At 45.0% G+C, this 20849-nt stretch carries 21 protein-coding genes and 1 pseudogene; 14 read left to right on the plus strand and 8 right to left on the minus strand.

The window, feature by feature from the left end:
* Positions 1–178 precede the first annotated feature (178 nt).
* From ACFQZE_RS14870 to ACFQZE_RS14895, 6 genes are all read left to right on the plus strand, one after another.
* Complete coding sequence (locus tag ACFQZE_RS14870) at positions 179–1582, plus strand: hypothetical protein (RefSeq protein ID WP_379358311.1); 1404 nt, start codon at positions 179–181, stop codon at positions 1580–1582.
* Between the two features lie 770 nt (positions 1583–2352).
* Complete coding sequence (locus tag ACFQZE_RS14875) at positions 2353–2793, plus strand: hypothetical protein (protein WP_379358313.1); 441 nt, start codon at positions 2353–2355, stop codon at positions 2791–2793.
* 165 nt (positions 2794–2958) lie between these two features.
* Positions 2959–3405 carry a hypothetical protein gene (locus ACFQZE_RS14880; protein ID WP_379358315.1) on the plus strand — a complete coding sequence of 149 codons (447 nt, stop codon included), beginning with the start codon at positions 2959–2961 and terminating at the stop codon, positions 3403–3405.
* Position 3406: 1 nt separating this feature from the next.
* Entirely contained in the window at positions 3407–3625 is a 219-nt protein-coding gene (locus ACFQZE_RS14885) for a helix-turn-helix transcriptional regulator (protein ID WP_379358317.1), read from the plus strand.
* 75 nt (positions 3626–3700) lie between these two features.
* The gene (locus ACFQZE_RS14890) at positions 3701–4399 is read left to right on the plus strand and encodes a DUF4386 domain-containing protein (protein ID WP_379358319.1); all 699 of its coding nucleotides are present in this window, start codon (positions 3701–3703) and stop codon (positions 4397–4399) included.
* 31 nt (positions 4400–4430) lie between these two features.
* Positions 4431–5051, plus strand: a complete 621-nt coding sequence (locus ACFQZE_RS14895; protein ID WP_379358321.1) for a class I SAM-dependent methyltransferase — start codon at positions 4431–4433, stop codon at positions 5049–5051.
* Between the two features lie 296 nt (positions 5052–5347).
* Here the strand turns inward: ACFQZE_RS14895 and ACFQZE_RS14900 are convergent, their stop codons facing one another.
* The 4 genes from ACFQZE_RS14900 to ACFQZE_RS14915 form a co-directional block, all read right to left on the minus strand.
* The gene (locus ACFQZE_RS14900) at positions 5348–5866 is read right to left on the minus strand and encodes an endonuclease V (protein ID WP_379358323.1); all 519 of its coding nucleotides are present in this window, start codon (positions 5864–5866) and stop codon (positions 5348–5350) included.
* Between the two features lie 80 nt (positions 5867–5946).
* Positions 5947–6573 carry an HAD family hydrolase gene (locus ACFQZE_RS14905; RefSeq protein ID WP_379358325.1) on the minus strand — a complete coding sequence of 209 codons (627 nt, stop codon included), beginning with the start codon at positions 6571–6573 and terminating at the stop codon, positions 5947–5949.
* Between the two features lie 80 nt (positions 6574–6653).
* Positions 6654–7604, minus strand: coding sequence for a LacI family DNA-binding transcriptional regulator (locus ACFQZE_RS14910; RefSeq protein ID WP_379358327.1), 951 nt, complete (start codon positions 7602–7604; stop codon positions 6654–6656).
* A 243-nt stretch (positions 7605–7847) separates the two neighbouring features.
* Positions 7848–9347, minus strand: a complete 1500-nt coding sequence (locus ACFQZE_RS14915; RefSeq protein ID WP_379358329.1) for a vWA domain-containing protein — start codon at positions 9345–9347, stop codon at positions 7848–7850.
* Positions 9348–9668: 321 nt separating this feature from the next.
* On the opposite strand from ACFQZE_RS14915, the pseudogene ACFQZE_RS14920 reads away from it, so the two are divergent.
* Positions 9669–9782 (plus strand): annotated as a pseudogene (locus ACFQZE_RS14920) (bifunctional transcriptional activator/DNA repair enzyme protein Ada); the annotation flags it as partial.
* A 2-nt stretch (positions 9783–9784) separates the two neighbouring features.
* Here ACFQZE_RS14920 and ACFQZE_RS14925 read toward each other — a convergent pair.
* A complete protein-coding gene (locus ACFQZE_RS14925) occupies positions 9785–10690 on the minus strand; it encodes a LysR family transcriptional regulator (protein WP_379358331.1) in 906 nt (301 codons plus the stop codon).
* Positions 10691–10861: 171 nt separating this feature from the next.
* On the opposite strand from ACFQZE_RS14925, the gene ACFQZE_RS14930 reads away from it, so the two are divergent.
* Positions 10862–11617 (plus strand): SDR family NAD(P)-dependent oxidoreductase, encoded by a 756-nt coding sequence (locus ACFQZE_RS14930; RefSeq protein ID WP_379358333.1) that lies wholly within the window; start codon positions 10862–10864, stop codon positions 11615–11617.
* Between the two features lie 23 nt (positions 11618–11640).
* The gene (locus ACFQZE_RS14935; RefSeq protein ID WP_379358336.1) at positions 11641–12387 is read left to right on the plus strand and encodes an SDR family NAD(P)-dependent oxidoreductase; all 747 of its coding nucleotides are present in this window, start codon (positions 11641–11643) and stop codon (positions 12385–12387) included.
* A 178-nt stretch (positions 12388–12565) separates the two neighbouring features.
* Here the strand turns inward: ACFQZE_RS14935 and ACFQZE_RS14940 are convergent, their stop codons facing one another.
* The gene (locus ACFQZE_RS14940) at positions 12566–12736 is read right to left on the minus strand and encodes a hypothetical protein (protein WP_379358338.1); all 171 of its coding nucleotides are present in this window, start codon (positions 12734–12736) and stop codon (positions 12566–12568) included.
* Positions 12737–13208: 472 nt separating this feature from the next.
* Here ACFQZE_RS14940 and ACFQZE_RS14945 point away from each other — a divergent pair, with 472 nt between their 5' ends.
* The 4 genes from ACFQZE_RS14945 to ACFQZE_RS14960 all read left to right on the plus strand — a co-directional run bounded on the left by ACFQZE_RS14945 (position 13209) and on the right by ACFQZE_RS14960 (position 17310).
* Positions 13209–13574, plus strand: a complete 366-nt coding sequence (locus ACFQZE_RS14945) for a hypothetical protein (protein WP_379358340.1) — start codon at positions 13209–13211, stop codon at positions 13572–13574.
* 569 nt (positions 13575–14143) lie between these two features.
* Positions 14144–15211, plus strand: coding sequence for a sensor histidine kinase (locus ACFQZE_RS14950; protein WP_379358342.1), 1068 nt, complete (start codon positions 14144–14146; stop codon positions 15209–15211).
* 426 nt (positions 15212–15637) lie between these two features.
* Positions 15638–16309 (plus strand): response regulator transcription factor, encoded by a 672-nt coding sequence (locus tag ACFQZE_RS14955; RefSeq protein ID WP_379358343.1) that lies wholly within the window; start codon positions 15638–15640, stop codon positions 16307–16309.
* Positions 16306–17310: a sensor histidine kinase gene (locus ACFQZE_RS14960; RefSeq protein ID WP_379358344.1), complete on the plus strand. Its 1005-nt coding sequence runs from the start codon at positions 16306–16308 to the stop codon at positions 17308–17310. The genes ACFQZE_RS14955 and ACFQZE_RS14960 overlap by 4 nt, the downstream gene beginning before the upstream one ends.
* A gap of 33 nt (positions 17311–17343) precedes the next feature.
* Here ACFQZE_RS14960 and ACFQZE_RS14965 read toward each other — a convergent pair whose 3' ends face one another.
* Positions 17344–19308: an ABC transporter permease gene (locus tag ACFQZE_RS14965; RefSeq protein WP_379358345.1), complete on the minus strand. Its 1965-nt coding sequence runs from the start codon at positions 19306–19308 to the stop codon at positions 17344–17346.
* The gene (locus ACFQZE_RS14970) at positions 19305–20051 is read right to left on the minus strand and encodes an ABC transporter ATP-binding protein (RefSeq protein WP_379358346.1); all 747 of its coding nucleotides are present in this window, start codon (positions 20049–20051) and stop codon (positions 19305–19307) included. Before ACFQZE_RS14970 ends, ACFQZE_RS14965 begins: the two co-directional genes overlap by 4 nt.
* A gap of 214 nt (positions 20052–20265) precedes the next feature.
* On the opposite strand from ACFQZE_RS14970, the gene ACFQZE_RS14975 reads away from it, so the two are divergent.
* Positions 20266–20829 (plus strand): PadR family transcriptional regulator, encoded by a 564-nt coding sequence (locus ACFQZE_RS14975; RefSeq protein ID WP_379358348.1) that lies wholly within the window; start codon positions 20266–20268, stop codon positions 20827–20829.
* Positions 20830–20849 lie beyond the last annotated feature (20 nt).

A 20849-nucleotide genomic window follows, 5' to 3' on the forward strand; every position in this document is an offset into this window, starting at 1 on the left:
GATTTTTTATTGTTGACAAAACAAATAGGAATAATTTAAATTATGTTACAAACCTATTTTTATCCAAATGTTTACATCCGACTGGTTAACCAGAGGCATGCTGAATAATCCATTTATTTGGGTTACAGAAGTGTGCCTCTTTTCGTTTTGTGGAAAAATTTGAAGGGAGAATGATGAAATGACGAACTTGCAATCAAAGCTGACAGCAAGCCGGAAAAGGAAAGGAACGTTGCTTAAACTGGGGTTATCCGCGGTTATATTCGCAACTCTAGGTTCTGTTGCAGCACAAAGCATTCATGCAGATGTATCGGAGCAATTCATTCAAGGAAGTGCATCGGTGCTCGCAACGGCCGATCAGAAGGCATTGGATACGCTTAGCATTCAAATCAACCAAAGCTTCACCTATCCTGTACTGAAGGCTCAGGCCAAAGCGGCATACAAGCTTGCCTACGGCGGTCCTGTCAGCGCAGAAGCGGAAAGCCGCCTAGATAACGCAATAAATGAGCTTGCGTTCAGCGCCATTCAAAAAGCGGTCAACAACGATCCGTATCACCCCAAAGTATATTGGTTAAACTCCCCGCCGCGGAGCTGGTTTGGATTAAATGTGCCAGGCGGACGTTATTCATACGATAATCCCGATAATATTTACCGTACCATCCCGATCAATGGCTCTTCGAAATATATTATTCGCGGAAAACGGACCTTTCCAGGGCCAACCGATGTGACATTTTCCTTGATTAGCAATCCCAATTCGCAGCAGACTGTCGCTATTTTAGCAGGGAAAGACCTAGTGGTGAATACGGATGGAAGCTATATCGTTACCGTGGACAGCAATCCGGCGAATGGACGTGTCAACCATATTCAGTCTACAAGCGCAGCCGTACAGCTGTTCATCCGCAACAACCTCGGCAATTGGAATACGGAAACGCCCGACGCGCTTACAGTGGAACGAGTGCCCGACGGCAGCTGGCATGCGCCCAAAAACAATTTCACCATCGCTTCCGAGGCTTGGGTAAACCTCCAAGAATCAATCATTGATTACGGCGTTGGAGCTTTAGGGATCAAGACTCGCCTAAATCCGGTAAACACCCTGTCGAGCCCGTCCAGTTCCTCCACGTTAGGGACACTCGTCACGCAAGCAAGCTCATTCGGCCACTTCAAGCTGGCGGATGATGAGGCGCTTGTAGCAACCGTAAACACTGGCGGCGCAGGCTATCTCGTGTTTCCCGTAACGGACCCTTGGTTGGTGACTGTAAACCCTATCCATCATCAATCCAGCCTCAACAACATTCAAGCTGCGCCAAATGCGGATGGCAGCTATACCTTTGTAGTATCCGTTGCAGATACAGGAGTGGCGAACTGGATAGATACGGCCGGACTGCATGAAGGAACGATTATGGTTCGCTGGCAGAACCTGCCTAGCACAACGCCGGTATCAGGCGGACCGTCTGTACAAACGCGGGTGGTGAAGCTCGCCGATCTTGCCGGCATTTTGCCTTCCGGTACACGCTACGTCACTCCGGAGCAGCGTCAACAGCAGCTTGCAGATCGGGCAGCCGGTTACGACCTTCGCCTTCGCTGAAGATGGTCCTTTTTTCAACCTAATGTAATTAAGTAAGGAAAGATGGCCCTTATTCCGCTCTTACAGCGGTTTTAAGGGCTCCTTTCATTAGTGCTCCTTTCATACTTAATTACGGTCAAAATAATGATCCGGCAAACCCAACTCTTTCAAACAGGCTGTGAAGCTTTCTGTAAAATTGCTGTTCCCTTTGTATTCCGGCCAGACGGATTCATAATAAGGCATTAACTCCATACGAGGGACAAGTCCCCCATATAAAATCGTGTTTTGTTCTGTAAGCTTCTAACGAACGTTGTATTTGTGCGAGGACGAACCAAAGTCCATAAAATTGGTATCTTTAAGTCTCGCTTTTTCAAGTTTGAGTTTAATTCGATCGAGCTGAGTTTCTTTTTTCCAAAGTCTCATAGGGCTCACCCCTTTCTTTTTAATAATGATGTTTAGAAAACCTTATTTCAATTACCTCAACGTTAAAATACTCCCTAATCCCTATTGAATAATAATTATACTTATACTATAATTTAGTTAAATGACCTCTTTTTTTTAATAAATTCCTATACTTAGAAAAATAAACATCCCCTACGCAACTTTTCAGACACACTATTTTGCAATCCTCCTTTCATCTATCAACATTCCCTTATCTTTAAATGGATTTGACAATGAATTTCGAAGCTCTCTGGAAAGGTGGTGATGAAACTCATCGGAAGAACTTACTAGATGATTCAAAATGGAATGAATCCGCTTCACCGACAACCCATTCTGAGGAGGAACTATGAATGATGATGCAACAGCAAGCTTTGACTAATCAAATGTTAAGAGGAACCGTATTAAAAAGAGCTTTTATGACCGTTATACTTTTGGCCACCCTGCTGCTTTCATTCGCACCTTCGGCATTCGCTGCTTTTTCTTACACGAGCCCGACTTACAGCCTTAGCGGCGGGACCCTGTACTTCGGTCAAGGCGTAATCGTGAATACCGGCAAATCCTACGATACTCTTAATATTAACGTATACAAAAAGGTATGTACGACAGCAACGTCCTGCACAAACGTATGGGTCGCTTCCAAAACCGTATCCCTCTTCTCACAGCAATATATCTACCCAGGCGCATCTGGGGCACCACTTATCCCTATCGTTACAGGTGCGACCGCAGGACAATATTTTTACACGCTATCTGCTTCAGGCAGCTGGCATGTCATGGCCAGCGTCCACAATTAATCGTTACAAAACATAAGCAACCAAAGCCTCTATTCCGCTTAATGGAATGGAGGCTTTTTATTTACCCCTATATTGTAAAATAAACTTGACAAATAGTCTTATTCGAAATACATTATGTATAGTTTAGTTTACATTGACGAATTGTATTTTAATGAGGAGGCCACTATGTCCTACCAAGAGAAAAAAACCTTTGTTTCGATGATTAGCAGTATCCTTATCTTCACTCTCTACACTCTATATGCGATAAAAAATGCCGACGAAGGCAGCATCACCTCAAGCAGCGACTTCAGCTTTTGGGGTTCCTTCATTCTAGTGTTGCTCCCTGTCTCCATTATTGCTAAGATTATCATTCATATCGTGTTTAGCATCATTAATAAAATAGCCACGAATGAGGATGAACCTCATTTTGAAGACGAACTAGATAAGATCATCGAGCTGAAGGCCGACCGGATTTCGCTTTATGTGTTTTGTATTGGATTTATTTTATCGATGATTCCGCTCGTTACGGATCTTCCAACTTACTACACGTTTGCTGCGTTGATCTGCTTCGGTTTTGTGTCCGATCTGACGGGACGCATCGCTCAATTATATTTTTACAGGAAAGGAGTTTAACATGGGAAAGGATGCGATCAGCAATCAAATAAGGAATCTTCGCTTCCAACATAACGAAATGACTCAGCAGCAATTAGCAGATAAAGCCGGGGTCACCAGACAAACGATCGTCGCTATTGAAAAGGGCAATTATTCCCCTTCGCTAGAGCTCGCTTTTCGCATCGCGCGCGTTTTCGGCAAGTCCATCGAAGACGTTTTTCACTATGACGAAGAGAAATAAAGAGCGGATCAAACTTTATTCACTCGCATATCCCGCGAACATCCGCCGCTGGCAGGTATTATAGGGAGGTTCAAGATGCTGAGGAAAAGTGCAGATTGGAATAGAAAGCATGCGCGAATAACAGGATTACTTTTGATAGCCGGGCTCGTTACAGGAGTATTTAGCGTTGTCCCTGTTATAGACGGGGCAGATTACCTTGCCCGGGCTTCGGCAAATGAAACGGGTGTGCTGACAGGAGCTTTTTTCCAATTGTTAATGGTTGCCGCTTATGTAGGGATTCCGATTGCGATGTATCCGATTTTAAGCAAGCATCACAAAAGTTTAGCTCTTGGGTCTGTCGCATTCGGCATCATTGCTGGTGTATTTATTATAATCGGTACCCTCATTCTTCTGCTGCTTCTGACCTTGAGCCATGAGTTTGCACAAACCGGAGGGGCGAATGCCTTCTATTTTGAGACACTAGGCGGATTGATGCGGGAAGGCCGCGACTTGGTCAATCATGTCGCCACGACGCTAGCTTTTGCATTGGCTTTGCTCTTGTTTAACTGTATCTTTTACCGAGTGAAATCGGTTCCGCGCTGGTTGTCCGTTCTCGGCCTTGCGGGGTCTGCCTTATCCATTCTGGCTAGCCTACTATTTATGCTTCGCTTCATCGGTCTCGACACAGCTTACATGGCGCTTAATGCTCCAATAGCTCTGCAACAATTGATGTTGGCGATATGGCTGTTAGTTAAGGGATACAATCGGCCAGAACAACCTGTTGAGCCCCATTAAATTAAACGTTACAGCAAAGAAGGTGTGCGGTATGGATAAATTGGAACGGTTTTGGGACAAATCGGCAAGCCGATACGATCAATTGGAGATTCATGATAACGAGACTTACGTTGATATTATAGAAAGAACGAAATCGCATCTCAAAATAAGCGATACTGTTCTGGACTTCGGCTGTGGGACGGGGCTAATTTCCAATGAAATCGCACAAAATGTGAACGAGGTTTCTGCAATTGACATCTCTTCCAAGATGATCGAAATTGCAGAAAATAAGGCCAAAGAACGGAACATTGCCAATATCGACTATGCTCATGCGACTATTTTTGATGAAGGGCTAAAGAAAGGTTCCTTTGATGCCATTCTCGTATTTCATGTTCTGCATTTGTTGGAAGATGAGCGCATCGTTCTACAAAGAATAAATGAACTGCTGAAACCGGGCGGATTATTGATTTCGGCTACCCCTTGCTTGGGAGAGAAAAGATTTCTAAAAAGCTTATTATTCCTCGTCAGCAAAGCCCGCTTGATCCCAAAGGTGCAACCATTTAAAGTGCAACACTTAGTAGGAGCCATTGAGGAGCGGAATTTTTCTATCGTCGAAACGGATTGTTTAAAAGAAAGCTCTCGGGAATATTTTGTGGTGGCGAGGAAAAATTGAGGATTTTTAAGAGGCCACCCCTTAATTTTTGGCTTAGTGGTGAGCGAAAGCCGCCTGACCTTAAGGCATGCCTTCGCAACTAGAAACCCGTCGCGTGCTCTAGTGGTTTCTCACACAACTAAACCTCCAAAAAGAGGCTCCGCGCGTGCTCTAGTGGTTTCTCACACAACTAAACCTCCAAAAAGAGGCTCCGCGCGTGCTCTAGTGGTTTCTCACACAACTAAACCTTCAAAAAGAGGCTCCGCGCGTGCTCTAGTGGTTTCTCACACAACTATGGGCACTTCTCATTCAGGAAATTACAGCCGAACTTCCTTCGTTTGCTGATCCAGCAATTTCAACAGATGAGGAAAGCGGTACTCTCCATGCATGCTCTGAATATGCTCGGCAGCGGTTTCCAGTTCGACTCCGACAGATGTAACATATAAGGGCTTGGAGCTTTTGCCTCGGTAAACCTTTTGGACATAGGCCTCATTGTCGTGAAAGGATGTTTTTGCAACACCGATCACCGGAATTTGTTCGGAGAAATGGGTGTACACATAGTGTCCAAGCCCATACTTCTTATCGTTGTCTAGGTACACATAACCATCCACAACGATGGTTCGAATTTGGTTTATGTCCGTAAGCTTCAGCAACTCTTGTATGCAAGGCAGCTCTCTTTTATAAAATAAGCCAGGTTCGTAATCATGAGGATTTTCCGTATAAGAGGTAACAATATCAAGCGGCTTAGCATTTTCCCAATGCTGAAAAATGACCCCGACCGCTTTCGCCATATGCTCTTCATAGTACACATCGACTGCGATGATAATAATAAGCACCTCCCTTGCAGGCAACCATTCGTATTAAATCAATTAGTTGCACCTATTACACTCCTTATAGATGAAGTTTTGTCGCGATGTTATTGAAAACTTAATAGAGCAAAAATATCATTCGGATGCTCAAACTTATACTTGGCCGGAATTACGTCCGGCTGCTTGCATCCCCACAGCGCTAATCCAAAGTCGACTCCAGCGTCGCGCGCGCATTCGTAGTCGTAGATCGTATCCCCAATGTAAATGGATGTATCCGCCCGCGCTCCTGTAACTTCAAGGAACTTAAGCAAAGGCTCCGGATGGGGCTTATGCAGCTTCGTATCATCCGCACATACCGTATATTGCAAATCACGCACAAGACCAAAAGGGACGAAGTCATCGATAACCTGTTGATTCGTCTTGGACGTTACGATCCCCGTTTGGATCGAGCGCCATTTTAGATCAGCAAGCAGCTCCTGAATTCCTTCAAATACATGAATAGTATCTTCAAAATCTCTCATAAAATCATTCCAGCATTTATTCGCGTAATCAACGTCTTCAATCCCGAGCTGGCGTAAGGATACCGCCCCTGGAATCCCTAGCACAAACGCGAGGTCATGCTGGCTTATTTCCCGATTATAATTATTTTTCAGCAGCTTCTGCAATGATCCCAGCACCGCTTGTTCTGTGTTTATAAGTGTACCGTCAACGTCAAAAATAAAGGTCGTATACATGAATTTCATCCTCCTTCAGCAAAGTTAGAAATGTGTCGCTACCTGTATGCTAAAGTATGAAATCCATTTCAGGTCAATAGCTAAATCGATTGGCGCAAAATAATTTGATAAGGAATCTCTATCTTATCCCTTGATTTCTCCGTTGCAAGATCAAAGGCTTGCTCACCGACCCTCACCAATTGATGATTAACCGTAGATAGGCTTAGTCCAATTCCAATAGGCTGATTCTCTTGTCCGATAATCGCCAAATCTTCCGGCACCTCAAGCCCAATGCCCCGCGAATACTGATAAATTCCCGCCGCAACCTCATCCCCGTTCGCATAAATAGCGGATGGTTTATCCGGCAAATGCAGCAGCTGTTGTGCAGCTCGTCTCCCATCATCCATATTGTAGCAATTTCTAAAATGATATTGTGGCGGCAACTCACCAAATATATGCTGGTACGCTTTGATTGTCAGCTGAGTACTATTGCTCTCTTCCCCTCTTGCCGTCGTAAAAGCGACCCGTGAATGTCCTTTATCCTTTAGCAGTTGGAACGTTTCCACAAAGGATGCATATCGATTCATGTAGGCGCAGCCAATTTCAGGATGATCCGTAAATTCGCAAGCGACTATCGTTCCATACTTTGTATAGGGCACAATGGCATCCCAAGTGTTCGAACGAGAGGTGATGATAATTCCGTCGAGTTGTTTATTTTTCAGCATTTTTAAACAGCTGATCTCTTTATCCGGATCATACTTGGTAGGCAAAACCATCACCGTATAGTCACGCTCGACCGATCTATTTAGCACACCATGGAGCAGTTGATCAAAAGCTTGATTGTTGTTGTATGGCATAATTACTCCGATTATTCTTGTCTCCCTGCGAATTAAATCGACGGCCAAACGGTTTGGCGTATAGTCCAACTCGTCAATTACACGCTGTACAGCTCCCCGCATCGATTCCGACACATAAGGATGATGATTCAGAACCCTCGATACTGTCGATACGGACACTCCCGCACGTTTAGCGATATCATGGATATTGGCCATGGTCACCCTCCCCTATACCAATTTTAAGGACTTCTATTAAATGGTTCCGTACATATATTGTAGACTAGCCAGCATGGAATCTCTACCAAACCAATAACGGAGAAGGCCAAGCTATGAACGAAAAGAGTGATTTCATGAACAAACCCTGCTGCTCCAATCGTTTGGAGCAGCAGGGTTTGCTTTGTTTTACCGTGATTCGAATCAACGGTCATCTTTTACATGGATTCTCGACAATGAATTTATTTATCGAATGCTCCCATCGATTTCTAAAGCTCTTTCTACCAAATAGACGAAATCGTCCTGCCGCTCGCTTGCGGCTGTTTCTCTAGCCAGACGAAGCACCTCCTGCAAGCGCTCCCCTTCACCGCCTTCGCGATGCTTCATAATTTCAGCAAATTCGGCCACGGAAGCGATAAACCGGGCTTCTTCAGACAACTGACCGGATAGTCGGATCGGCTCCGACAATTGTTCCGTTTTATTTTTCTCATCCACGTCTTTATAGCGGATTGTCACTTTCCCGATTTGAGTTGAAGCTTTATCTTGTAGAATAACTTCGTATAGCGCCGTAACGGTGTGGCCCGCTCCTATCTCCCCGCCATCCACGCGGTTGTTCTGGAAATCCTCGTCCGCAATAGCCCGATTCTCGTATCCGATCAACCGGTAGCTGTCGACTTGGTCCGGATCGAATTCCACTTGAATTTTTGCATCCTTGGCAATCGTTTGAAGCGTTCCGGTCAACTCCTCTTGAAAAATGGTTTTCGCTTCATCGATATCGTCGATATAAGCGTAGCTTCCGTTCCCTTTATCCGCCAGCTGCTCCATAAGAACATCGTTGTAATTGCCCATACCGAAACCAAATGTGCTTAAGTAGATATTGCGCCCGGAGTAGTCTTCAATCGTTTTCAAAATGCTCTCGGGACCCGTTTCGCCAATATTGGCTACACCGTCAGAGCACAAAATGACGCGGTTAATTGACTCTTTATCATAAGACTTGCTTGCCATCTTGTACCCCTCTAGCAGGCCCGCCTCCACATTGGTGGCATCCTCGATTTGAAGGGAGTCTATTACATCCAAAATAAGGTCGGCATTTTCTACTGACGTCGGGTCCAGCACTTTACGAGCCGTACTGCCATAAACGACAATGCCGATTTGATCGCTTGCATTTAGCTGATTCACGAGCAGCTTCAACGATCTTTTGACAAGTTCGATCCGGTTGTCCTTATTCATCGAGCCGGATACGTCAATCACGAACGTCAGATTCGCTCTTTTCCGATTTTCATCGGCGATTTCTTTCCCTTTGATTCCTATTCGAACTAACTGAGCTTCCGCTTTATTCCCAAAAGGAGCAGGTCCTCCACCCGCATAGATGGCAAACGTGCTGTCTGTGGGCGGATCGTACTCGAAATCGAAGTAGTTGATAAATTCCTCAGGACGGACCGCCTCCCCAGGAGGCAAACTTCCTTCCTCTATGTAATTTCTGGCGAGCGTATAGGAACCTGTATCTACGTCGAGCGCGAAGGTAGAGAACTGGTCCTCCGCGGTATTTACGTAGGGATTCGTTCCGTAATCTTGGAAATACATATCATCGTACGATTGTGTGGAATCTTGCGATTGCTTTTCCTCTGACTGGATCGGAGCCCTTTGCGTATAAGAATGATCGGCACTAGAATCGCCACTGCTGCAACCCGCAATCAAACTAACCAGTAAGCCCAATACCAACAACATGCCCAACGTTTTTCTCATTCTCATTTCCCCCTAAAATTTCGAATGACGTTCTCTCTGTTCTCTTCCACAAAATGTATGTTACAGAAATATTACAATTATATTACGTTTCCATTTCTGAATATGTTGCAGTCGATTTAACATTTTTTTCTTTTTTGGAATTTCCACCAAATAGGCAAAAAAACGACCGCCGGGAAAGCTCAGTCGCTTGTTCTTTTTGACCTGAAATAGATGCCTGATTTTCGGCTACCGACGCCAAAGGATCAGGGTATAATAAACACAATTCTATAGGGTGAAGGTGTAGTCATGATTCGTAGCGAAGTGCACAAAGCTGAATACTACAGGGCACTTATTGATACGCAATTAGCTTCAGGTTACCATTCCAGCAGCGGATTTAGAGATGCATTCTCCCGCATCATGGGAGCGCCTCCTACACAACTGAATGAAAATCGAATAAATTAATTCAAATTGCTGAGTTGAAACTGGCGCGCAAAGCGTTGGATAAACGTTTTGGAAATATGCGTTTCCTTGTTCGTCTCGGAGCGAGCCCATCCCAACAGGATGGGTTGTTCCTGCTCCATTTGTTCAATTTCCCGCAAAACCGTATTCCCGTTCAGTCTTTCCAAAAATGAAAAATCATACCCGATCGTCACCCCTAAACGTTCCTTTACAGCCGTCGATATTGCAATCGGGTTGTTGCTTGTGAACAAAATGTTCAGCGGGCCATGCATTTTCGTATATTTGAGGATGAACTCATGAATGTATTCCTCGTCATACAATACAAACGTTTTCTGCCGCATTTCTTCCGGAGAAATGCCTCCCGCGTTCGTCGTTACGGCTTCTTCCCAATCGGCGCAAATGATTTTGCCTTCCCAAATGGGATCAAATGCGATCCCCGTTCCCAAATTGTCCTCGTTTTGTTTGGTGCCGATTAGACCGATATCGACTTTATTGTGCCGGATCGCTTCTAACGTTTCCTTAGATCCCGATTCGATAATTCGAATGGTCACGTTCGGATAATCTTTGCGTATGCTGGACACCGTTTGAAGCAATGTTTTCATCGCAGCGGGAAAAGATGCTACTCGCAGCTCCGCTTCATGATAGGGGGATAGCTGCCTCGCCTCTTCTTTCATCTCTTGCAGCTTGCCGATGACTTCGAGAGCTTTTGCGATAATGGGCATGCCCTCGGGTGTCGGCCGAGAACCCAATCGAGAACGCTGAAAAATGCGAATGCCTAGCTCAGCCTCCAGATTTGCAATGGATTGGCTAAGCGCCGACTGCGACACATGCAAATTATTCGAGGCCGCCGACAGCGATTTGGTTTTCGCTACCTCCACGATATAATGCAACTGCTCCAAGTTCACGCCGTTTTCCTCCTTATAACATTAGCTATTCTAATATTACAGTAAATTATATTAATTATACTAATCGTAATGCCAGCAGTATAATATTGGCGATTGCAGGTCATTGTTAAGTTGACTGTTTTTTGGACCTTTCAGCACCATTCATTCTACAGCTAGAGGAGTAGATTCAATATGAGACTTCAAGGCAAAACAGCAATTATCACTGGCGGTGCTAACGGCATCGGTAAAGCGACGGTGAAGAAGTTTCTTGCACATGGCGCAAATGTTGTATTTACCGACATCAATGAACAAGCAGGCGCCGCAGCACAACAGGAATTCCAATCCATCGGCGGCGGACATTCTGTTTTCGTAAAACACGATGTGCAAAAAGAAGAAGATTGGGCGCTTGTCGTCCGCACCGCGAAAGAAAAATTTGGCCGCATCGATACTTTGTTCAATAATGCAGGAATATACAGCGCGAAGCCGATTCCCGACTACTCCGTCGAGGAATGGCAGCGGTTGCTTGGCATTAACGTCATTGGCGTTTTCCTCGGCATTAAACATGTCGTGCCGGAGATGCGCGCGGGACAAGGCGGCTCCATTATTAACGCCTCTTCTATTGCCGGACTAAAAGGACAACTCAATCATTCCCTATACGGGGCTAGCAAAGGAGCCGTACGCATTTTGACTAAAGATGCGGCTATTGAATTGGCGGCGGATCAAATTCGCGTCAACTCGGTACATCCCGGCGTCATCCAGACGGAGATGGGCGATGCGGTCGCGTCGGGCTTTCATGTTACAACGGATCAACTTGCTGCCGGCATTCCAATGAAACGAGTGGGAGCGCCAGATGACATCGCAAACATGGTTGTATTTCTAGCTTCGGATGAAGCTGCCTACATTACAGGTACCGAAATGGTCGTAGACGGCGGGGCAACCGCAAAATAATAATGATAAAGGAGAATAATCCTATGAAACTAAACGGTAAAGTCGCTATCATAACGGGCGGAGCGTCGGGCATCGGCAAATCAGCCGCAGAACGCTTCATTCGAGAAGGCGCAAAGGTAGTCGTCAGTGACATCGCACCTCAAGCGGACGAGCTCATCAGCGAGCTGACTAGCACTGGCGGCGAAGCGATCTATATAAAAGCGGATGTCTCCAGCGAAGCGGACGTGCAGCATTTGGTTGCAAAGACGGTTGAGCATTTCGGCCAGCTCGACATCATGGTTGCCAACGCTGGCATCGGTCATGCGTCCACTCCGATCGAAGATTACACGTTGGATCGTTGGAAGCAAATGATCGACATTAATTTGACCGGAGTATTCCTCTGCGACAAATACGCCATTGAGCAAATGATGGCACAGTCCACAGGAGGCGCCGTCATTAACACGGCTTCCATCATGAGCCACGTCGGCATGCCGAACCTGACATCCTACAACGCGGCGAAAGGCGGAGTAGCGAATATGACCCGTTCGCTCGGCATTTCTTATGCCAAGCACGGCATTCGCGTCAATGCCGTATGCCCAGGCTTCATCGACACGCCGATATTGAGCAGCTCTGATGAAGCGATGCGCGCCCGCCTCGTCAGTTTGCATCCGATCGGCCGCCTAGGACGCGCTGAAGAAATCGCAAGCGCGATGGTTTTCCTTGCTAGCGATGACGCTTCCTTCGTAGTTGGTACAAATCTTCTTGTTGACGGCGGCTATACTGCTCAATAATTTTTATCGAAAAGTTAACGGAGCCCAAAGTGTACAGACAAAAAAAGAGCATGTCGCGCTGCGGCATGCTCTTACTCATTTAACGCTCCCTCTACTCTCATTAACCGCTCAGCCATTCAGACCTATCGGCATAAAACGTCCTCTAATTGTTCGGGTGAGCGTTATCTTCATCATTCATTTAGAATGCAAAATGAGCAATTCCCCCTGTGATCAAAGCTACAACAAAAAAGAGAGCAAAATACCACTTCATAAATTTCCAGCCAATGTTAGACCCGTCCTCCCACCATATTTTCCAATAGATGACCGCTCCAAGCAGAAGAATACCCAAAAAGGCGCCGAGAAATGACATATCGTTCTCACCTGTTCCTCTCTGATTTTGACCTGTATCTTCTACCTTAATGGAATAATCTTTATTGCTGAATACCTAAAAAGAGGTATTTTGAAAAGATTGCAATGTTGCGAAGTCCAATTCAGCCTAGGGATTCAGATCAAGTAGTGTGTCTTCTAACGACCCTTAGTCAAAACATCCGCCAAAATATCCACTTGCTTCATCGCGAAGTCCTTCCAGTGCTTCCGCTGTTTTCCGATCGTACATTGTCCTCCCCCGCCTGGCAAACGCTGATGAGCAAGTTCAATGATGAGTCTAGTTATTTCGAAATAGGCTTGAGACAACCATCATCAGGACGTTTTATCCATATTACAAAATTAGATAGTTTTCGACATTTGTATACAGTTTTTCTAGTCTTTTAAGCACTTCCCGACATCCAGGCACTCAACTAAACTAAAGTAGAAAGAATACGAATCGAGAGGAGGTGAATACGATGAGAAAAGCGATTTTCCTAGTGCTGTTAGCCTTTTTCGCCTTTTCGGCGTCAGCATCCGCTGCTTTTACCGATACGATGTACGGTCAAATCAATCCGGGCGCTGGTGGCTATTACAAGCTTAATCTAGGTATTGAAGCCCATCCTATTACAGAAACTGCAGTCGTAACCGTCTACTTTAAGTACGCCCAGAATGACCCCTACTCGTACAGATCCTCGCATACGTTTACTGTACCGGCAAGCGGATACAGCTATCATCAAATCGATATCGGCACTCTACCGGCCGGCTTCTACAAAATTGATATTACCTTCAATGGAGTTTCTTATGCCAACGTTGATATAAGAAATCTGCAGCGCATTTCATAATCAAAAGCCCTGCGGCTCCAACCAATTGGAATCGCAGGGCTTAATTATTTTCTAGGTGGCGAATCTTGAATCACTGTGTAACCAGGCCAGTACGCCGACGCTTGAGCGTTGAAAGAAATAGAAGCGCAATAACGGCCAAAAGCACCAAACTCATTTTTTTGCCTCGTTCACCATCATTTTTGCATCTCCCTTTTAAATAAAATTGGTCGTTTCAATTACCAAATTAGGTTGATCCCTCCCTCTATTACTTGCGGACAAATTGTAAACATCCCTTCGTCTAACCTGCCTCCCATAATCAACTTTAGTAAACAAAAGCATCATAGGATAAGTGACGACCGTCACATTTGAAAAAAACTTATTTTTCCCATTAAAGGATTGAATTATCTAAAGTAGAATAAATAAAAAGGGCATTATTTAACATCCAAAGGATGTGTAGACACATGCGAATGTCAACCGTTGAAACACTAAACAATTCGAAAATATTTTCTATTTTTTATCATGTTTTGGCCATTTTTTATTTCTCGCTCATCCTCACCTATTTTGTTTCATCCCAATTCCGGGGATTAGAAATGGTCATTATGGTCATTGGTCTGTACCTCCTGAGGCACTCCAAGCTGTTTTCCACTCATCCGAAGCATCATCTTCTGGCAGGCATCTTACCTCTTATTGAGTTTATTTTTCTTATTCTATTATTTCTCCCTAGCAAATCCGGTGTTGAAATGTTCGTTATTGATCTTTTTATAATTAATCTTCTATTGAACTATAGGCCATGGTACGCATTTTCATTTGCCTATGGCGGTTATCTAATCATTAATTTGTTGTATCCGAATGGGCAAACTCTATTGCAAAGTGTATTTACTTTTTTGAACTACTCATGTGTGATGATTTCGGTTTGGAGCGTTAAGCAGCTTTTAAATCAAAAAGAGATGGGGCAACGATTGAACAAGGCGCTAGTTCAAGAAGCTAAAATGAAGGAAGAAGTAGCCGCTCTCCGGGAGCGAAATCGGATCGCGGAAGAGGTTCATGATACGGTTGGCCATACGTTAACGACAGCGATTGTCGCACTAGAAGGGGCCGAGCTGCTTTTTGCTCAAAACCCAGAAGCCGCCTGCCAAAAAATGAAAGGCGCGCGTGAACAAATGAAACAAGGCCTCGGAGATATCCGGTATGTCGTCAAAGAATTAAAAGCTAAGGACCGCAGCTTGAGCACCCTTAGTCTAAAAGAAAGGCTGCATAACATGCTAACAGATACTACGAGGCAGACGAGTGTTCATTTTATTTTTAACTACGAGGTCACAAGCCCCCTACTCTCTCTTCAAGAGTACGTTATCATTAATGCAATTAAAGAGTCGATTACCAATGCGATAAAGCACGGGCACCCAAATACAATAAGAGTCACCGTTATGGAGCAACAGGACATCATTCAGCTTACCGTTAGCGACAATGGAAGAGGCAGTGAAGCGGTCACATTCGGATTTGGTTTAACGACCATGGAGCAAAGGATTACCGCAATAGGAGGACAACTTCAAATACAAAGCGAACCGATGAACGGGTTTACCCTCCATATTGAGATGCCTCTTGCAAGGGAGGGCTTACATGGAGCAGGAGCGCAAAATAAAAGTTATGTTAGTGGATGATTAGACCATTTTGCTCGAAGGTTAAGAAACGTTGCTTGGAATCAAATCCAACATCACGATCATTCGCACTGCCCGTTCGGGTGAAGAAGCGCTTGAAATGCTTCATTCCGCTGTGCCGGATATTGTTGTTGACCGGGAAAGTGGCGTATAAACTCGCTTCCAACATTCGCAGCCATATTATTAAAAAGGAATCTAACGTAGCGTTACGTATATTCCACTAAGCTCCTGAGTTTATATGTCCATCTATCAGAATTAGATAAGGCCCAAAGCGTCGTTCGCTTAGGGCTGTTTATGTTGAGTCAACATTCCCGTTCTCCCTCCCCCATCCCTCGATTTAATATGCTAAACTATTCAATAGATTTCTCAATTTTATTAAGCCGCTCATGCGGCCTTGATGCTTATCCATTGCAGGTTGGGGGAATTCATTTGTTTCGAATCATGATCGTAGAAGACGACGAGAAGGTCAGACGGATTGTAGCTGAGACGATGCGCAAATGGCAATATGAGGTCGTTGAGCTGTCCTCTTTTGAACAGGTATTAAAAGACTTTGTGAACGAAAAACCGCATTTGGTGCTGCTGGATGTTAATCTGCCTATGTACGACGGGTATTATTGGTGTCAGCAAATCCGCTCCGTCTCCAAAGTGCCTATTATTTTTCTTTCCTCACGCAATCAGAATATGGACGTCATTATGGCGATCAATATGGGCGCGGATGATTATGTGCAGAAACCGTTTGACCTCGGTATACTCGTGGCGAAGGTGAGCGCATTGCTGCGTCGCAATTACACCTATCAGGATGAGAGCCTTCAAATCGCCCATCGTCAGCTTATTTTTCATTTGTCCAATTCCACCATCCAATACGGCGAGCAGACCGAAGAGCTGTCGCGGAACGAATTCATTATTTTGCAAACGATGATGCGAAATATTGGCAAGATCGTCCCCCGGGACGATTTGATGCAAATGTTATGGAATGATGAGCAATTTGTGGACGACAACACGCTAACCGTTAACGTGAACCGATTGCGGCGCAAAATTGCGCTTCTAGGGATCGAGGACTTCATCGTTACGCGCAAAGGAATGGGGTATCTCATCGAATGAGATTCTGGCGATTTCTGAAGTATGAACGGCCGTACATTTACCTGTATGCCACAGGCATCCTTCTAACGATTGCCTTGTTTGCGACAGATCCGCAAGTGACGTGGCGCTGGCACAATTTCTTTTATGCGCTGACACTGAGCCTGTTCTTTCTGGCCGCCTTCCTGCTCCATCGCTATTTGAAGACTGTGCAGGCTATCCGCCACATGCGCGATGACGATACTGAACCGTTGTCTCTGGAGGCCGAAGCTCACCGCGAGGCGGCACAGCAGCTGGAGATCAAGCATATTCGTACTCTAAATGAGGTGCAGGATAAGCAAAAAGAATATTATGACTTCATAGTCTCGTGGTTTCATGAAATAAAGACACCTATTTCTGTTTTGCGGTTAATGCAGCAAACGGAGATCGATTCCAAAAGCGTAGAAGAAGAGGTATCCCGAATTGAACACTACGTCGATCAAGCCTTGTACTACGCCAAGCTCGACAGCTTCAATCAGGATTATGAGATTGTGAACTGCAATTTAGAGCTGCTATCCAAAGGGGTTGTCAAAAATCACTCCAAAACGTTCATTTCCAAAAAAATAAGCATTCAATTGGACGTAAAATCCTTTTTCGTGCAAAGCGATCCGAAGTGGCTGCTTTTTATTCTCAATCAATTGATGACAAATAGCCTGAAATATACCGCCGATAAGGGGCAAATCTCCATTTCCACCGAGGTCACGCAGCAAGAGAAACTGCTCATCATCCGCGACAATGGCATTGGCATTGCTAGTAAAGATCTGCCGAGAATATTCAACCGGGGATTCACCGGTACAAACGGACGCGCGTTAATCAAGTCGACAGGCATGGGTTTATATCTGGCTCAGGAGCTGTCGAGGAAGCTTGGGCACTACATTACATGCCAATCCGAGGTTGACCGCTTCACCGAATTTACGATCCACTTCCCGAAAAACCATGATCCTTACCTGAGCATTCTGCAAAAAAACAACGAAGAAACGCAATGACCCGCAGAGGTTCATTGCGTTTTTTGCTGTCTGCTACAATTTATCGCTTACGATTTTATAATAGATATTCGTGGAAGAGACATAGAACAGTAAATAAATGAAGAAGTAGACACCCATAATGCCCCATACCACGCCTGTAAGTCCGGGGAAACCCTGTACAGATTCCAAGATGTAATACTTGATAATAAACCAGCTATGCAGGACGCCGAGTACAATTGGCGGCAAAAAGACGAACAGAAGCTGCTTGCGAATGACGCTTTTTATTTGCCGGTTGTCTACGCCCATTTTCCGCAGAATCGTATATTGCAGCCTTTCATCGGTCGCTTCGCGCAATTGCTTGAAATAAATGACGCTGGCTAACGCGAAGATCGCAATCAGCGCAAGGAACCCGCTGGCGAACAGCATTAAGGACGAGCCTTCGATCTGCTTAGAATACACATCCGCGAACGAAGAGTAATAAGCTCCCGGCGTCCCAGTTACAATGGCGTGTATTTGCTGCGAGAGCTCCCCCGCTGTGTTCGCGTCGCCAATGTCGTAAATTTCAAATGACCGGGCAGCCGCATGACCGGACAAGTCTTGATACGCTGTATCGGAGATCACGAACACCGCAGGCTTATGGACCATTGAAAGAACGGGGTCCGAAGCCCAGCCGAGATAGGCATAGTCTTTTTTCTCGGTCAACTTAAAAGTCGTTTCCGTATCCGTCTTGACGGTAAAGCTAGGCTGCTCTCCCGGTGAATACCGGGCAGGAAAATCCGAGCCTTGCGATAGAGAGACCGCTTCATTTCCTTGCAGCTTTACGCTTTGCTTATGACCCCGCTTATCGATCAGCTCGTTGTAGTTCCGTTGGGATACTAGCAAAATGTCCGCTGTGTAATACTGTGGATTGTCCACAGCGATAGTCATATCCGTTACAGGCGAAGCTATTAAACCTTCATGCGTCAGATGAAAGTTAATGTTGTGCTTCGAGCTTTTGATCAAATCATCGATTTTAGCATTTGTCGGTTCATCGATAGACTGGAATGCTATATCATTCGGCAAATTTATTGCGACCGCATCGAATTGCACCTTATAGTTAACGGTCATAAAACACATTAACATCATGATTGCCGCGCTGAACAAGGAGATAAACGTTAAATTCAAGGTGTTGCCCCTAATTTGAAAACGTAAGGAGGAGGTCCACAACACGGTATTGCCTTCATGGTAGCTTTTGCGACGGCTTAGCGTTCGAAGCAGCCACCCTGCAAACTGGCGGAAAAACAAATACGTTCCTCCAATCATTCCGATCGAGACGGCAATCAAGCTCAACGTTGCGTAGTCCTGCCAGAAAACGGAACCCTTCCCGCTGCTGATTAAAGCAAAAGCCATACCGAGAAGAAGCAAGGAGAGCAGCGCCATAACGGCGGAGATTCGGACGGGCTTCTCCGACCTCTGCTTGGCATGGAACAATTCCGTAAGCTGCACTCGGTTCACCATCAAGTAGCTTTGTACGCTGATGACGAGGGCCAGCAACAAAAACAGTCCTGCTGTGGAAAGGATCGCTTGTATAGGAAACGATAGCGAAATGACCTGATCATACTGCATGAGATTCATCAGCAGCATCCCGAACAGCTTGGACAGCAGCCCTCCTAGCAGCACCCCTGCGACCAGAGAAATCGAGCTTATAAACAGCGTTTCATAAAATACCATCACTGTAATTTGACGTTCGCTTAAGCCGTACAGCAAATACATTCCGAACTCTTTTTTACGCTGTCTCATAAAGAACGAATTGGCATACAGAATAAAGAAAATGATGAAGATAAAGACGACAACTGACGCAATGGCTACACCTGTTTGGAAGTTTTTGCGGTTTTGCAGCGCATCCATAATTCCTTCGTTATACATGAGAGACGAGAACGTAAATTGAATGATGACACCCGCGATCATTGAAAATAAATAGAGGGTATAGAGCCGAAAATTACGCTTTACGTTCCGAATCGTTAAATCGAGCAGACTCATCGCGCATTGCCTCCCAATAAACTTTGGGTTTCCAGAATACGGTCGTAGAATGCCTTCTGGGTCTGATCACCCGCATAAAGCTCATTTACAATGCCCCCATCGCGCAGAAAAATGACCCTTTTGCAATAGCTCGCGGCATAGATATCATGAGTGACCATCATAATCGTTGTGCCAAAAGCTTCGTTGAGCCCGACCAGCTGCTCCAGCAATTGAGTCGCCGATCGTGAATCAAGCGCCCCTGTCGGCTCATCGGCAAATACAATGGCCGGTTTCGTAATGATAGCCCTCGCCGAGGCAGCGCGCTGTTTTTGCCCGCCTGAAATTTCATTCGGATACTTATGTAATATCCCCTCAATATTTAGCGCCTGCAAAATGTGCTTCAGCCTGGCCTCCATCTCCTCAGACTTGAACTTGCGCAGCGAAAGCGGCAGCAAAATGTTTTCCTTCACCGTTAACGTGTCTAGCAAGTTGTAATCTTGAAAAATAAACCCCATACGCTCTTGCCGGAACTGCCGCAGCGATCCTCTATTCAAATCCAGCAGCGGCTTCCCCTCCAGCCAAACCTCACCGCCGGTAAATTGATCGATCGTAGACAACACATTCATAAGCGTCGATTTCCCTGACCCCGAAGGCCCCATTACCGCTGTAAATTCCCCGGCCTCTATGACCAAATCGATATTTCTGAGCACTGCTGTCGTTCCATAATTTTTAGATAAATTTTTGGTTTGAATAACGTTTCCCATTCGCTTCTCCCTCCTCTTTCTATTACTGACTATAGCCGCATTTTCCAACCGCAACCATAGAAGTAACAGAAGGCAACGTGACGTTTTTGTCACTATCGGCATGGCTAGATATCGGTTTAATTATTCATATTGCTTTTGCACGCCCATTTGGGTAGGATTGACAGCTTCAATTCCATATGTTACTTTTAACCTATGTTACTTATAACGAGGTGTAATGATGTCCATTCAATCAGCCATATTAGGCATACTGAGTTGGAAGTCCTCTACAGGCTATGAATTAAAAAAGATTTTTGAGGATTCCTCCTTCATGTATTGGTCCGGTAATAATAATCAAATTTACAAGGCTCTTATGAATATGGAAAAGGAAAATTTTGTTTCAAGCGAAGTGATTCATCAGGATAGCTCTCCTTCCAAAAAAGTATATACGATAACAGAAGAAGGACTTCAAGAGCTAAAAAAATGGCTTGTGTCAACACCAGAAGCACCTGAGATCAAAAAGACATTTTTGGTACAGCTCGCATGGTCAGATAGGTTAAGCAATCAAGAATTAGGAGAAGCACTCTCAAAATATGAAAATGAAATCAACCTGCAATTGTTTATGCAGAATGAGAAATACAGACGTGCTCTTTATTCACCTAATAGAAGCGCTAGGGAAAGCTTAATATGGGAAATGATTTCAGAAAACATTATCTCAACCTATACTAATGAACTTAATTGGGTTCGTGAAACGCGCCGCAAGTTGTTTGAAAACGAAGCAGTCGAGGAAAAAACAGAATAGAACGATCTAGGTAGTGAAAT

This window comes from Paenibacillus sp. GCM10027627 (assembly GCF_042675505.1).
GTDB lineage: Bacteria > Bacillota > Bacilli > Paenibacillales > Paenibacillaceae > Pristimantibacillus.

What these genes read in the sequence shown, in the direction of transcription:
- ACFQZE_RS14940 (WP_379358338.1), bottom strand. Translation starts at nt 12,736, where the DNA reads ATGTCATTTCTCGGCGCCTTTTTGGGTATTCTTCTGCTTGGAGCGGTC.
- ACFQZE_RS14930 (WP_379358333.1), top strand. Translation starts at nt 10,862, where the DNA reads ATGAGACTTCAAGGCAAAACAGCAATTATCACTGGCGGTGCTAACGGC.
- ACFQZE_RS14960 (WP_379358344.1), top strand. Translation starts at nt 16,306, where the DNA reads ATGAGATTCTGGCGATTTCTGAAGTATGAACGGCCGTACATTTACCTG.
- ACFQZE_RS14905 (WP_379358325.1), bottom strand. Translation starts at nt 6,573, where the DNA reads ATGTATACGACCTTTATTTTTGACGTTGACGGTACACTTATAAACACA.
- ACFQZE_RS14915 (WP_379358329.1), bottom strand. Translation starts at nt 9,347, where the DNA reads ATGAGAAAAACGTTGGGCATGTTGTTGGTATTGGGCTTACTGGTTAGT.
- ACFQZE_RS14975 (WP_379358348.1), top strand. Translation starts at nt 20,266, where the DNA reads ATGATGTCCATTCAATCAGCCATATTAGGCATACTGAGTTGGAAGTCC.
- ACFQZE_RS14890 (WP_379358319.1), top strand. Translation starts at nt 3,701, where the DNA reads ATGCTGAGGAAAAGTGCAGATTGGAATAGAAAGCATGCGCGAATAACA.
- ACFQZE_RS14945 (WP_379358340.1), top strand. Translation starts at nt 13,209, where the DNA reads ATGAGAAAAGCGATTTTCCTAGTGCTGTTAGCCTTTTTCGCCTTTTCG.
- ACFQZE_RS14970 (WP_379358346.1), bottom strand. Translation starts at nt 20,051, where the DNA reads ATGGGAAACGTTATTCAAACCAAAAATTTATCTAAAAATTATGGAACG.
- ACFQZE_RS14935 (WP_379358336.1), top strand. Translation starts at nt 11,641, where the DNA reads ATGAAACTAAACGGTAAAGTCGCTATCATAACGGGCGGAGCGTCGGGC.
- ACFQZE_RS14885 (WP_379358317.1), top strand. Translation starts at nt 3,407, where the DNA reads ATGGGAAAGGATGCGATCAGCAATCAAATAAGGAATCTTCGCTTCCAA.
- ACFQZE_RS14950 (WP_379358342.1), top strand. Translation starts at nt 14,144, where the DNA reads ATGGTCATTATGGTCATTGGTCTGTACCTCCTGAGGCACTCCAAGCTG.
- ACFQZE_RS14910 (WP_379358327.1), bottom strand. Translation starts at nt 7,604, where the DNA reads ATGGCCAATATCCATGATATCGCTAAACGTGCGGGAGTGTCCGTATCG.
- ACFQZE_RS14965 (WP_379358345.1), bottom strand. Translation starts at nt 19,308, where the DNA reads ATGAGTCTGCTCGATTTAACGATTCGGAACGTAAAGCGTAATTTTCGG.
- ACFQZE_RS14895 (WP_379358321.1), top strand. Translation starts at nt 4,431, where the DNA reads ATGGATAAATTGGAACGGTTTTGGGACAAATCGGCAAGCCGATACGAT.
- ACFQZE_RS14875 (WP_379358313.1), top strand. Translation starts at nt 2,353, where the DNA reads ATGATGATGCAACAGCAAGCTTTGACTAATCAAATGTTAAGAGGAACC.
- ACFQZE_RS14870 (WP_379358311.1), top strand. Translation starts at nt 179, where the DNA reads ATGACGAACTTGCAATCAAAGCTGACAGCAAGCCGGAAAAGGAAAGGA.
- ACFQZE_RS14880 (WP_379358315.1), top strand. Translation starts at nt 2,959, where the DNA reads ATGTCCTACCAAGAGAAAAAAACCTTTGTTTCGATGATTAGCAGTATC.